Genomic DNA, 12,288 nt, shown 5'->3' on the forward strand with positions numbered 1-12,288 from the left:
TATCCGATCAATCGTGTAGCTGATTTGTTGCCTTGGAATGTCGCTGATCGTTTGGCATAAAAAGCAGCCTGAGTCAGACTTCGCGTTAAACAACAAAAGTCAATGACGGTGCTGGTGAGGTGCTTACACCTTCAGGAAGCCGTACACCATTGACGACGAGGGCAGTTCCATCGACGACTAAAGGATAAAACTCTGCTTCGCCATGACCATACAGAGCCTCTTCCATGAGGCTGCGCCCAAACTCGTACAGAGCCTCGCGTGACTTTGCTTTGATAAGTGCATAGTTGCGTTCTGAGTCAATTGTGACTGCCACAGCATGTATAGGGTTTGACTCTACTTCTGGATTTGAATGCTCGCATTCAGGCAAGAAAATTACGGAGGTTTTCATTGGTGGTGGCTAAGCCCTAGTTAACCGGCGCCGGAGCGCGAAGAGGCCATGAGAATGCCGAAGGCATGGCCTGTAGTGGCGTCCGCGTTGAACGTACAGTTAGACTGGGGCGCGTAGGCACGGTGTTGACCGTGCAACTGAAACAGGACTTTGGCAAATCAATCATCTTTATCTGCATGGTACCTGCCGGAGCAGTAGTAACAGCGCATTTCGTACCTACCCTCGTCGTCATCTATGCACCAAGCATCCAATTCGCCCTGCGTCGTTGAAACCCCGCAGATATCGCAGTTTGCAGGCAGGTTGTCGCCATCTTCGTTGTCGCAAAACAGGCACTTGTACCCTGACGAAGATGATTCATCCTGAATCATCGTCTCGTTACCACAGTTGTCGCATGTCAACCTTGACGGGCGAGCATCTGGATCTTTGTGGTCAAAGGGATTGGCTCGTTCATATTCATCTGCTTCGCGAAGTGCGTCGTTGAGCTGGAAGGCGTATTCGTCTGACAACACCTTGAAGGTAGCCAATGCAGGCGCGGGGACGAGAGCCTCAATGTCGAGCTCTGTGTGCTCTTCAAGGAACTCCAAAACTGACCGAAACAGCCGGCCGATGGTGGTGCGAACATCCGGAACTTGCATCGTGAACTTGTGATGTTCAATCTCATTACGTAGTCGCTTGAGCCAGTCAAGATCGGTTCGTAGGCCCGTAGAAATCGTGCCGCTCGATTCGTTGTTAATAAAGTTGATTGCATCCCAGAGCGTGATGGTTTTGTTCTTGTCTACCTTGGGTGAGAAAGGATCTTTGTAGATCAATAGCGGGTGTTTGTCTGCGATATGGTGCTTAAAGATCAATTCAATGAAGTGAGCCATATGCAAAACGGCGAATTTGTACGCCTTTGCATCGCCGTCCTCGCCAGCCTCGTACTTCAGCAGTGCTTCCGCTAGGCTATCAATGGCGTTTTCAAGTAGATCTAGTTGATGCGTGGTCATGAGTTCGATGGAGCCTAGTGAATAGCTGGATGGCGACCGGTTGCCTTTGCGAAAGGCCTAACGCTCTAGTTAACCGGCGCCGGAGCGCGACAGGGCGGAGGGTACCAACACTGGCCAATAAAATGGCGAAGCCATGGCCAGTGTTGGCGTCCGCGTTGAACGACCTGTTAGGCCATGCCGCCAGACGCGGAAACCGATGAGTAGGCCAGGCATTTGCTAATTTGAGCCGAAGTGATTTGCCAGTGCCATGACGCTCTCTAGTGAGTGCCCCAGTTCTTCTATTGGAACGGATAGGTCTCCATCTATGGTTGCTTGATTTGTTGAAAGATTGATCTCAACTACGACTCCGTTCGGTCTGACGCTACCTGGATATTTCCGTAAACCAAGACGAACTACGGTGTCGCTGAGCCACTTGGAATACTCCAGAGACCAGTTGATGTCTTCAGTCTTGAAAAGAACCTTCTTGCTGTGAGAGTCAATTACCTGGGGAGGATAGACCCAGAGAGACATGCGTGGTTCCCATGGTTCCGAAACGACTTGGTACCTACCCGACGGAGACGTTGATTGAATTTCTGTTCCCATGAGCTCAGTTCTTTGTGTGTGGGCCTAACTTGTTTTAAAGTGCAAAATGATACTTTAACAAACCAATATAAACTAAGCAATACGTTTTTATTCTTCGCAAACCCTTGGCAGATAAGGTTCTTCGTCATTATACTGATAATAAATACAGTATAACAGAAGGAACCGTTATGCCTTCCCATCCCCCCAAACTCCTGGATCAAGTTCGAGAAAGTTTACGCTATAAGCATTACAGTCTCGCCACGGAAAAGCTGTATGTGTATTGGGTACGGTTTTTCATTCGTTGGTCGGGATTGCGTCATCCCAGAGACATGGCTGCGCCGGAAGTAGAAGCATTTTTGAGCATGTTGACAACTGAACGCCAAGTGTCTTCCTCTACCCACAGACAGGCACTCAGTGCCATTTTGTATTTGTACAAAGAAGTGCTAAAAATAGAGTTACCTTGGCTCCAGGAAATCGGCAGGCCAAAGGAGCAGCAACGCTTACCAACTGTGCTCACCAAGTCTGAAGTACAGCAAACCTTGAACTTGCTGGATGCGGTGAATCCGGTTTTTGGTCTGTTTGCTAAACTGCTGTATGGCACAGGTATGCGCATCATGGAGGCAGCGCGCTTACGCATCAAAGATCTGGACTTTGAACATAGTGCCATTTTAATCAGGGATGGCAAGGGTGGAAAAGACAGAGTGATGCTGCTGCCACATAGTCTATGCAATGATTTACAGGCGCAGCTCGCGCGCAGCAAAGTCCTGTGGCAAAACGATCGCGATCAAAATCTTCCAGGGGTAGATTTGCCTTGCGCTCTGGCAAAAAAATATCCACGTGCCGATCAGAGTTTAGCTTGGTTTTGGGTATTTCCTCAACAAACACTTGCGCATGATCCGCGTACGAAACTCATGCGTAGGCATCATCTGTATCCACAAACTTTTCGCCGCGCATTTGCGCTAGCCTTGCAACGCGCTGCAATACACAAGCCTGCCAGTCCACACACGCTTCGGCATAGCTTCGCGACACATTTACTGCATAGTGGCTGTGACATCCGTACCGTTCAAGACTTGTTGGGTCATGCTGATGTCAGTACAACAATGGTTTATACACATGTTTTGAAAATCACGGGTGGAGTCAAAAGTCTCTTGGATAGTTTGTTGAAATAAAAATCCCGAACAAAAGTCCGGGATTTTGCATGGTGCGCGTGGCGCACCCTACCAAGTTACAAACTGAAACAAGCACTTGAGTTGCGATTGCTTTTTTTCCTCGGTTGAACGGGCGAGTTCTATCCTCAAGGGGAAACATACGCGCAATCAGAGATGAACTGCACTTTAAACTTGGGCCTGATTTCAACGAGCCAGACTACCTACCCTGTGGTTCATGTTGGCGGCAAAATACTCCTGACTCCAACGGCAGATGAAATTCAAGATGCGCTTAGAATGGAATCGAACAAAACGACCCGTGATTACTCAACATTTTTCCACGGAGCCAATCCGGTTCCTCACTACTGATGTGTAAACGTAGGGGTGAGATAAGAGATAAAAGGTACGAAAATACTTTTATCCGATAAGCTGCACCCGCCTGCCAACCCGGATGCAGCTTGAAATCAACTAATTAGCCACGCTCATTAACCGCGATAACCCAGTGCGCGTGAGATTTCAGTGGCGGTGTCGGTCAGGTTGCTGAGCCAGTCTTCTTGCAAGCGGTCGGCGGGAGCGGAGATGGACAGGCCGGCGATCATTTTGCCGCTGTCGTCGTGGATGCCGGCGGCCATGCAGCGTACGCCGAGTTCCAGTTCTTCATTGTCGCGTGCGAAGCCATGGCTGCGCACTTCGGCCAGTTCGCGTTCCAGCTTGGCGAGATCGGTAATCGAATTTTTATTATGTCCGGCCAGACCGGTGCGCGTCGCATAGGCGCGTATGGCTTTGGGTTCGTCCAGTGACAGGAATAATTTTCCGGTGGAGGTCAGATGCAGCGGTGCGCGGCCACCAATGGCGCGTACCACCTGCATGCCTGAACGTTCTGAGTAAGCACGGTCAATGTAGACGATTTCATCGCCCTGACGCACCGACAGGTTAATGGTCTGATTGGTCTGGCGGTGCAGGGTACGCATGAATTCCAGTGCGGCTTCACGCACATTGAGGCGGCTTTTGACGATATTCCCCAGTTCCAGCAGACGCATACCGAGTTGGTAGTAGCCGGTTTCGGCACGGTCGACAAAGCGGGTGGTGACCAGGTCATTTAAAATCCGGTGCGCGGTGGACGGGTGCAGGCCGGTGACGATGGCGAGTTCTTTGAGGCTGACCGGGTCCTGATAGCGCGAGAGCGCATCAAGCAGAGCAACCATACGTTCTATCACTTGGATAGAAGTCTTTTCTGAAGCAGGAGCGTCGTTTTTCATAGTATTTGTGGTGCAGTGCAATATGCATTGTTATACCACAATGTGAAAAGACCGTCATGCTTCCGTGGTCAAAATGCAGCAGTCTGAGTGTGGATTAAAGTGAATGCTCCAAATACGCTATGGCGGCGCTTGCACGCAAAAAACATGCTGTCTGACATGCAAAAGCCTGAAGGGATGGCAGTTTTGTCAGGTAAAATTCGGCGGGGTTTGAAATGCGTATGGCCAGCCGGCTTAGAATCAAGCCGGTGACCGGGTCTGCAGCAGACTCTTCAGGCCCTGGTGCCTGACCAGTAAACCTTTATGGCACATACAAGGAAGCCTTATGTCAGAGCAGGAACCGGCAGTCAGTGAGTTTAAAAGTAAAAGCGGCTTGCGCCGGATTTTTTCCGCGTTTTTTTATTCGGTCGATGGCTTCCGTGCCGCCTGGCGTAATGAGCATGCGTTTCGTCAGGAGCTGGTGCTGGTCATTATTGGCATCATTGTCGCTTTGATGCTGCCGGTGTCGGCCTTTGAAAAGCTGATGATGATCGCTGTGCTATTGCAGATACTGGTGGTCGAGCTGATTAATTCTGCGATAGAGGCGGTGGTGGACCGGGTTTCGCTGGAACGTCACCGCTTATCCAAAAATGCCAAAGACTTTGGCAGTGCTGCCGTCTTGCTGACACTGATAATGGCCATCGCTACCTGGGCGGTGGTCTTGATTAACCGTTTTTACTACTGAACATGCAAACTTTACCTAGCACGCAGAATGCAGCCCTGGCCGCGCAATTGGAATTCGCCATCAATGATAAAACCAAGCCACCCGGCAGCCTGGGAAGGCTGGAACAACTGGCTTTACAAATCGGTCTGATCCAGCAAACCACCACGCCTGAACTGGTGGCGCCAGCTATGATCATTTTTGCCGGTGACCACGGCGTGGTAGCCGAAGGCGTATCTGCATTTCCGCAGGATGTGACCTGGCAAATGGTAGAGAATTTCCTGGCAGGTGGTGCGGCGATCAATGTGTTTGCGCGTCAGAATGGCATCGCATTGCATATCGCGGATACCGGCGTGAACCACGATTTTGGTGTGCGTCCTGCTTTGTGGAATACCAAGGTCGCCCCCGGCACCCGTAATTTTGCCAAGGTCGCTGCGATGAGTGCGCAACAATGCGAAACCGCGATCCAGAATGGCCGTGCCTTAATCGCTGATATCAGCGGTAATGTGATTGGCTTTGGTGAAATGGGGATAGGCAATACCACCTCAGCCGCCGCCATTATGCATAAGCTGACTGGCATTCCGGTTGCAGATTGCGTCGGTGCCGGTACCGGTTTGTCGGCGCAAGGCATTTCGCATAAACAAAGCGTGATCGAAGCCGCCGTCGCACTGCATGCGCATGTGCAGGACCCGCTGGATGTGCTGGCACATTTTGGTGGCTTTGAGATTGCGACCATGGTCGGTGCGATGCTGGAAGCGGCGCAGCGGCGCATGGTTTTGCTGATCGATGGCTTCATCGTGAGCAGCGCCTTGCTGGTCGCGGCCAGACTGCAACCGACGATACTGGATTACTGCGTGTTCTCTCATCAGTCCGACGAGAGTGGACATGCGCGTATGCTGGCGGCCTTGCAGGTACAGCCGGTATTGAAGCTGGATCTGCGTCTGGGCGAGGGTACCGGTGCCGCACTGGTTTATCCTATGGTGCAGGCGGCGGTGAATTTCCTGAATCAGATGGCGACATTCAGCTCGGCACAGGTCAGTGAAAAGAGTCAGTAAGCCATGACGACTCTGCGCATACAGTTGCTGCATCAGTTGCGTCTGTTTTTTATCGCTCTGCAATTCTTTACCCGCATCCCGATTCCGGCCTGGGTGGGGTTTGACGCAGCATGGCTGCATCAGGCCTCGCGTTATTTTCCGGCGGTGGGGTGGGTAGTCGGTGCGGTGAGCGCGAGCGTGTATATCGCAGCGGCGCAGTGGTGGCCGAATGCGATTGCGATTCTGCTGTCCATGATTGCCGGCATCCTGTTGACCGGTGCCTTTCATGAAGATGGTTTTGCTGATGTCTGCGATGGTTTTGGCGGTGGCATGACGGCGCAGCGTACGCTGGACATCATGAAGGATTCTAGGGTAGGCGCTTATGGTGCGATCGGTATCTTCCTGATGTTGCTGAGTAAATTTGCCCTGCTGTTCAGCCTGCCGCTGGTACTGGTGGTGCCGGCTTTGCTGATCGCCCATCCTTTATCGCGTTTGCTGTCCTGCAGCCTGATCTGGTTGCTTAGTTATGCACGTGATGAAGGTAAAGCCAAGCCGCTGGCGCAGCATATGAGTTCCAATGAATTTGGGCTGGCTTGTCTGACGGTGATCATTCCGGCCGGTGCTATCCTGTTGTGGCAACCGGTCGTGGTGGAGCGCCTGCTGCCCGCTCTGGTCCTGATGCTGATGGCCGCATTCTGGATGGCGCGCCTGTTTGTGCGCAAAGTCGGTGGCTATACCGGTGATTGTCTGGGGGCAGTACAGCAGGTGACTGAAGTGGCATTTTACCTGGGCTTACTCGCGCATCCGGTCGCTTCTGCAGTGGTATGAAGCTGATCGTAATCCGGCATCTGGCACCTTTGCAAGGCGAGGGCCTGTGCTACGGACATACCGATCTGGCAGTGGATGCGCAGGCCAATGCGCAGGCGGCGGCCAGTCTGCGTGCCAGCTTGCCATCTTTTCCTGTTTTTAGCAGTCCTTTGCAACGCTGCCTGTCGCTGGCCAGCTTGCTGGGCCGGACTGTGCAGACCGATGACCGTTTGCGTGAATTGAATTTCGGCGACTGGGAAATGCAGCCCTGGGATCGCATAGACCGCGCCGATATCGATGCCTGGGCTGCTGACACCGTGTATTACCGGCCCGGCGGGGCCGAATCTCTCCTACAAATGACCACCCGCGTCAGCGCGTTTCTGCGTACTTTGCAGGCGCAAAACCTGGAAGGCGTGATACTGATCACTCACGCCGGCGTCTTGAAAATTCTGAGCCAATGGGAAGCAGCCGCCAGCGATGTCGATATTGCACAACGGGTTGCTTCCCGAGACATGCGCTTTTCGTATGGTTCTTGTACGCAACTTGATATCTTGATGTAGTATTAAAAAAACACCGGCAACAGGCATGCACTGTCGATATGTGCGTGTCAGGTACTCACGGAAAGCTTGCTCACCATGGTGGAATTAAGACGTGCTCCGCGTATCAATGTGACCTGGCGCTGCGGCATCAAGCTCAGCGACGGGCGCCTGCTGATGTGCCGCGCCATTAATATCTCGGCTGAGGGTATCTTGCTGATCAGTGAAGAAAACCTGATTCCTTCCCGCAGTTACCCAATGATGGTGGAAATTCCCAGTATCAAAGATCCCAAAGAGATTTTTCGGGTGAGTTGTAAAGGCAATGTAAGGCATGTCGTATTGTCTGAAGGTAATTATCGTGCCGGTATCCATCTGAGTGATATGAGTGATGTGCATAAGGAACTGGTCAATGCCTGGGTCTCTATGGCCGACAAGAAGTTCTCCTGAGGATAAGTTTTGATTTTGGCTTTTCTTCATCAGTAATCTGTGTAATCTGATTCGCCTGAGCGATCTGCGCAATTCGCCTTGCCTCCCCGACACTGGCTTCTTTCCTTGCTGTCGTGACCTGCAACCGATAGAATGGCGGGGTTTTGGTGCTTGCGGACATATTCATGTCTGCAGTTAAACGGGAAACATGATGCGTTTCGTTTGAAACGTGAAAGTGTGCTGCCCCCGCAACGGTGTACAAATTGCAATGTATGTTGATGCATTGCCAGCCATTGTTCTATACCACTGTGCAAAATTTGCATGGGAAGGTCAGATGGTGATATTTGTCAGCCCGGATACCGGCCAGACATTCGTGAAGTGATACGGACGGGGGATTTCGTCAACAATTTGCTGTGCCAGCGCCTGATCGCATGTGCTGCCTTCGTTGTTTCTTGCAGAACTGATCTGCATGCCTCTCATCCTGTCATTTTGTTCTGCGCGGCCCACGGGGACTTAGGTCGCAAAACATTTTTTCCCGGTTCATCATGAAATCTGTACGTCAACCTCTCGCTATGGCATTAGCTATAGCTGCTGCATTCCCTGCAGCGCAAACTTTCGCCCAATCTCAATCCATGACGACCGCTGCCAGCGTGATCGTCACCGCTGGCCGCCTGGAGCAGGCTGCTAAAGACGTGTTGGCTGACAACGTCGTCATTAGCGCGGAAGACATCGCTAAATCCGGCGCAGCGACCATCGTCGACTTATTGCAGCAACAGCGCGGCATAGAAATTTCGCGCAATGGCGGCGCGGGTTCTAACGCTTCTGTATTTATCCGTGGCGGCAATAACAGCCAAAACGTGGTGCTGGTCGATGGCGTGCGTGTTGGTTCTGCGACCACTGGTGGCGCAACCTGGGCCACGATTCCGTTGCAACTGATTGATCACATTGAAATCGTTTACGGTCCACTGTCCAGCTTGTATGGTGCGGATGCGATGGGTGGCGTGATTCAGATTTTCACTAAAAAAACCGCAGGTGCATTGGCACCGACCGCATCGCTGGGTGTAGGCAGCTATGGTGCGCGCCAGCTGCAAACCGGTATTTCCGGCTCTATCAGCGACAAACTGAGCTTCTCGCTGAACGCAGCGCACACCGAGACTGAAGGCTTTTCGGTTACCAAACCGGCAGCAGGTATCTATTCCTACAATGCAGATAAAGACGGTCACAAAATGGACAGTCTGCACGCCAAGGTCAATCTGGAAGTGGCAAAAGGCTATGATGTCGGCGCCAGCGTGATGCAAAGCCGTTTGAACGCGATGTTCGATGCAGGCCCGTCGTATGATGACCGCAATGTGCAAAATCTGGAAACCCTGGCGCTGTATGGTAAAGGCAAAATTTCCGATACCTGGACTTCGTCTCTGCAGATTTCTCAATCCGGCGATCAGGGTTATACCGATGCGTCCTACGGCAAAAGCCAGATCGATACCCGTCAGGAACTGATCAGCTTTCAGAATAATGTGGCGATTGGCAAAGATGTACTGCAAGTGATCGCAGAGCGCCGCGAAGAAAAAGTCTATGCCACGACGAAAGTCCTGAACGGCAAGCGTAAGACTGACTCGCTGGCTGGCTCTTACATTTTTAAACAGGATGCCCATCTGGCCAGTGCCAGCCTGCGTTACGACCATAGCTCCATCTATGGTAATAACACCACTGGCAGCATCGCTTACGGTTACAAAATGAGCGACGCTTTGCGCGTGAATGCCAGCTACGGCACCAGCTTCCGTGCACCAACTTTCAATGAGTTGTATTACCCAGGTTACGGCATCGCCAGCAACAAGCCAGAAAAAGCCAAGAATGCTGAAATCGGTCTGTATTATGAGCAAGGCGATGCCCAGCTGAGCGCTGTGTACTACCGCAATAAGGCAACTGATCTGCTGGTCAGCACCAATGTTTGCCCGGTTGAGCAAAGCACCCATCCTTACGGCTGTGCCTATAACGTGAATCAGGCAACCATGTCTGGACTGACTATTGGTGGCAGCGCCGTCGTGGCAGGCGTGACGCTGCGTGGCTCGGTTGATATTCAAAATCCGAAAGATGACACGACCGGTTTGCAACTGGCACGTCGCGCTAAAAAGCATGGCAGTCTGGCCGCTGAATACAGCATAGAAAAAGCAAAGTTTGGTGTCGAAACGGTGTTGTCCGGTCAGCGTTTTGATGATGTCGCCAACAAAAAAGTCTTGCCAGGTTATGGCTTGCTGAACCTGTATGGCAGCTATCAATTGAGTAAAGACGTGCAAGTGCTGGCACGTTGGAACAATGCCTTAAACAAGGATTACGAACTGGCTAAGAACTATGCGACGGCTGGTTCCAATCTGTTTTTAGGTCTGAATTACGGTTTTAAATAATAAGATCGCCGTTCACAGGACAAGGCAGGCAGCAGACCGATTGCCGCTACAAATGAAGTGGGTATCGTCTGGGGCTGCCAAGTCTTGTAAGCGGCATTCTTAACAAGTTTGAACTAGCCGCATGTGCTGCATGTGCTACCTGAGGGCGGCACACCAGGCACAGGCCTGGGTCGGGCTAAGCTGCCTGACTCCGGTTTGCGTCACCTTATTTCGGGTCGTTTCATGACTACAAGCCTTACTGCCAGCTCTGCCACTTCAACGCGCATCCATCGCTGGTCGCGCCGTCCGGCCTTGCTGCTTCCTGTTTTAATGACGATCGCTGTCTGCAGCATCGTATTCGCTTGTGTGATCGGTTCCGTGTCTTTGAGTTTGTCTGAACTGGGGCAGGCTGTGATAGCGATGGTACAGGGGCAGGACAATACAACGCTGGCCTCCAGCCTGCTGGATCTGCGCCTGAATCGCGCGATGACAGGCTTTGTGACCGGCGCCACGCTGGCCTTATCCGGTGTGATGATGCAGGCCTTATTGCGTAATCCGCTGGCTGACCCCTATGTGCTTGGGATTTCCGGCGGTGCCTCGGTGGCAGCGCTGGCCATGATTTTATTTTACGGCAGCCTGTGGATGATCGATCTGGCTGCCTTTAGCGGCGCACTGGCGGTCGCCTTACTGCTATTCGCGCTGGCTTACCGCGACTTTAAAGGCAATGGCAGCAGTGATGGCAGTGCGCCCTTGTTATTGCTGACCGGCGTGATCGTCGCAGCTGGCTGCGGTGCGCTGATCACACTGATGTTGTCGGTAGCACCGGACAGCCGTCTGCGCGGCATGGTGTTTTGGATGATAGGCGATTTGTCTGCATCGCAATCGCGCTGGATGCCCTGGCTGGTATGGGGCACGGTACTGACATTGGCGATGCGTTACGCACGTTCCATCAATATCGCTGCCATGCATGCGGATACGGCCCATACGCTGGGTGTGAATGTGGGACGTTTGCGTCAGTTCTTATTTCTAGGTGCGGCCTTGCTGACCGCCAGTGCCGTCTCTACCGCAGGCAGTATCGGTTTTGTCGGCCTGATCATGCCGCATGCCTGCCGCTTTGCGCTGGGTCCGGATCACCGTTTGCTGATCCCGGCTGCAACGCTGTCGGGTGGCAGTTTTTTAGTGTTTGCCGATACCATTGCACGTACCGTGGTGGCGCCTCAGCAATTGCCGGTAGGGGTGATTACCGCACTGATCGGTGTACCGGTATTTTTATTGCAGTTGCATCAGTTGCGGAGGCATTGATGGAAGTCCGCTATCTGAACTTACATATAGGGCAGCGTCATCTGGTCGATAAGCTGCACTGGCAGGTACAGCCCGGTGAATGCTGGTGCATCATCGGCCGCAATGGTGCTGGCAAGAGCACGCTGTTACGTACCCTGAGCGGTATGCGTGAGATTGAAGCCGATGGAGAAGTCTTATTTGAAGGCCGTGATATCCGCGACTGGCGGCTGGCCGATCTGGCCAAAATCCGTGCCTATCTGACACAAAGCCGGCATGATGCATTTGGCTATAGCGCATTAGATACCGTACTGAGTGCCAGATACCCGTTCCAGGATGCGCACTACTGGGATGCAGGAGATGATGTCGCGCTCGCCTTGCATGCCTTGCAGGCGCTGGATGTCGCCGATCTGGCTGAACGCGATGTGCGCAGCCTGTCCGGCGGTGAACGCCAACGTGTGGCAATCGCTGCCTTGCTGGCGCAGGATGCGCAATGCATGTTACTGGATGAACCCGCCAATGCACTCGATCTGGCGCATCAGGTCAGCGTCATGCAATTGTTTTCTGAGCTCTGTCAGCAACAACAAAAATCGGTGGTGATGGTCAGCCATGATCTCAATCTGGCGCACCGCGTTGCGACCCATGCGCTGTTACTGATGGGTGACGGGCGCTGGCTCAGTGGCAGCCGCGATCAGATGTTCACCGTTGATCAGCTCAGCGAATGTCTGGGTCATCCTATTCAGCGCTTTCAGCACAATGGACAAACCCTGTTCTTACCTCAAACCTGACA

At 52.5% G+C, this 12,288-nt stretch carries 12 protein-coding genes and 1 riboswitch; of the genes, 9 read left to right on the forward strand and 3 right to left on the reverse strand.

The window, feature by feature from the left end:
• Nucleotides 1–85 precede the first annotated feature (85 nt).
• Together H8K47_RS15130 and H8K47_RS15135 are read right to left on the reverse strand one after the other, a co-directional pair.
• A complete protein-coding gene (locus H8K47_RS15130; protein ID WP_186882242.1) occupies nt 86–388 on the reverse strand; it encodes a hypothetical protein in 303 nt (100 codons plus the stop codon).
• A 158-nt stretch (nt 389–546) separates the two neighbouring features.
• On the reverse strand, nt 547–1,374 hold the full coding sequence (locus tag H8K47_RS15135; RefSeq protein WP_186882243.1) for a hypothetical protein: 828 nt from the start codon (nt 1,372–1,374) through the stop codon (nt 547–549).
• A 686-nt stretch (nt 1,375–2,060) separates the two neighbouring features.
• Between H8K47_RS15135 and H8K47_RS15140 the strand changes: the two genes are divergently transcribed.
• Nucleotides 2,061–3,104, forward strand: coding sequence for an integron integrase (locus H8K47_RS15140; RefSeq protein ID WP_456243334.1), 1,044 nt, complete (start codon nt 2,061–2,063; stop codon nt 3,102–3,104).
• 461 nt (nt 3,105–3,565) lie between these two features.
• Here H8K47_RS15140 and H8K47_RS15145 read toward each other — a convergent pair whose 3' ends face one another.
• Nucleotides 3,566–4,339 (reverse strand): IclR family transcriptional regulator, encoded by a 774-nt coding sequence (locus H8K47_RS15145; protein WP_186882244.1) that lies wholly within the window; start codon nt 4,337–4,339, stop codon nt 3,566–3,568.
• A 322-nt stretch (nt 4,340–4,661) separates the two neighbouring features.
• Between H8K47_RS15145 and H8K47_RS15150 the strand changes: the two genes are divergently transcribed.
• From H8K47_RS15150 to H8K47_RS15185, 8 genes are all read left to right on the forward strand, one after another.
• Complete coding sequence (locus tag H8K47_RS15150; RefSeq protein WP_186882245.1) at nt 4,662–5,060, forward strand: diacylglycerol kinase; 399 nt, start codon at nt 4,662–4,664, stop codon at nt 5,058–5,060.
• A gap of 2 nt (nt 5,061–5,062) precedes the next feature.
• Nucleotides 5,063–6,091 (forward strand): nicotinate-nucleotide--dimethylbenzimidazole phosphoribosyltransferase, encoded by a 1,029-nt coding sequence (gene cobT, locus H8K47_RS15155; protein ID WP_186882246.1) that lies wholly within the window; start codon nt 5,063–5,065, stop codon nt 6,089–6,091.
• Between the two features lie 3 nt (nt 6,092–6,094).
• Complete coding sequence (locus tag H8K47_RS15160) at nt 6,095–6,898, forward strand: adenosylcobinamide-GDP ribazoletransferase (protein WP_186882247.1); 804 nt, start codon at nt 6,095–6,097, stop codon at nt 6,896–6,898.
• Nucleotides 6,895–7,437: a histidine phosphatase family protein gene (locus H8K47_RS15165; RefSeq protein WP_186882248.1), complete on the forward strand. Its 543-nt coding sequence runs from the start codon at nt 6,895–6,897 to the stop codon at nt 7,435–7,437. The genes H8K47_RS15160 and H8K47_RS15165 overlap by 4 nt, the downstream gene beginning before the upstream one ends.
• 75 nt (nt 7,438–7,512) lie before the next feature.
• Nucleotides 7,513–7,860 carry a PilZ domain-containing protein gene (locus H8K47_RS15170; RefSeq protein ID WP_186882249.1) on the forward strand — a complete coding sequence of 116 codons (348 nt, stop codon included), beginning with the start codon at nt 7,513–7,515 and terminating at the stop codon, nt 7,858–7,860.
• Between the two features lie 127 nt (nt 7,861–7,987).
• A riboswitch (cobalamin riboswitch) is annotated at nt 7,988–8,221 on the forward strand.
• 190 nt (nt 8,222–8,411) lie between these two features.
• On the forward strand, nt 8,412–10,241 hold the full coding sequence (locus tag H8K47_RS15175; protein ID WP_186882250.1) for a TonB-dependent receptor domain-containing protein: 1,830 nt from the start codon (nt 8,412–8,414) through the stop codon (nt 10,239–10,241).
• Between the two features lie 222 nt (nt 10,242–10,463).
• Complete coding sequence (locus H8K47_RS15180) at nt 10,464–11,522, forward strand: FecCD family ABC transporter permease (RefSeq protein WP_186882251.1); 1,059 nt, start codon at nt 10,464–10,466, stop codon at nt 11,520–11,522.
• On the forward strand, nt 11,522–12,286 hold the full coding sequence (locus H8K47_RS15185) for an ABC transporter ATP-binding protein (RefSeq protein ID WP_186882252.1): 765 nt from the start codon (nt 11,522–11,524) through the stop codon (nt 12,284–12,286). Before H8K47_RS15180 ends, H8K47_RS15185 begins: the two co-directional genes overlap by 1 nt.
• Nucleotides 12,287–12,288 lie beyond the last annotated feature (2 nt).

It is taken from the genome of Cognatundibacterium rugosum, assembly GCF_014284365.1.
GTDB lineage: Bacteria > Pseudomonadota > Gammaproteobacteria > Burkholderiales > Burkholderiaceae_D > Undibacterium > Undibacterium rugosum.

Coding starts and splice junctions, on each gene's coding strand:
- H8K47_RS15130 (WP_186882242.1), bottom strand. CDS start 388: ATGAAAACCTCCGTAATTTTCTTGCCTGAATGCGAGCATTCAAATCCA.
- H8K47_RS15135 (WP_186882243.1), bottom strand. CDS start 1,374: ATGACCACGCATCAACTAGATCTACTTGAAAACGCCATTGATAGCCTA.
- H8K47_RS15145 (WP_186882244.1), bottom strand. CDS start 4,339: ATGAAAAACGACGCTCCTGCTTCAGAAAAGACTTCTATCCAAGTGATA.
- H8K47_RS15150 (WP_186882245.1), top strand. CDS start 4,662: ATGTCAGAGCAGGAACCGGCAGTCAGTGAGTTTAAAAGTAAAAGCGGC.
- cobT (WP_186882246.1), top strand. CDS start 5,063: ATGCAAACTTTACCTAGCACGCAGAATGCAGCCCTGGCCGCGCAATTG.
- H8K47_RS15160 (WP_186882247.1), top strand. CDS start 6,095: ATGACGACTCTGCGCATACAGTTGCTGCATCAGTTGCGTCTGTTTTTT.
- H8K47_RS15165 (WP_186882248.1), top strand. CDS start 6,895: ATGAAGCTGATCGTAATCCGGCATCTGGCACCTTTGCAAGGCGAGGGC.
- H8K47_RS15170 (WP_186882249.1), top strand. CDS start 7,513: ATGGTGGAATTAAGACGTGCTCCGCGTATCAATGTGACCTGGCGCTGC.
- H8K47_RS15175 (WP_186882250.1), top strand. CDS start 8,412: ATGGCATTAGCTATAGCTGCTGCATTCCCTGCAGCGCAAACTTTCGCC.
- H8K47_RS15180 (WP_186882251.1), top strand. CDS start 10,464: ATGACTACAAGCCTTACTGCCAGCTCTGCCACTTCAACGCGCATCCAT.
- H8K47_RS15185 (WP_186882252.1), top strand. CDS start 11,522: ATGGAAGTCCGCTATCTGAACTTACATATAGGGCAGCGTCATCTGGTC.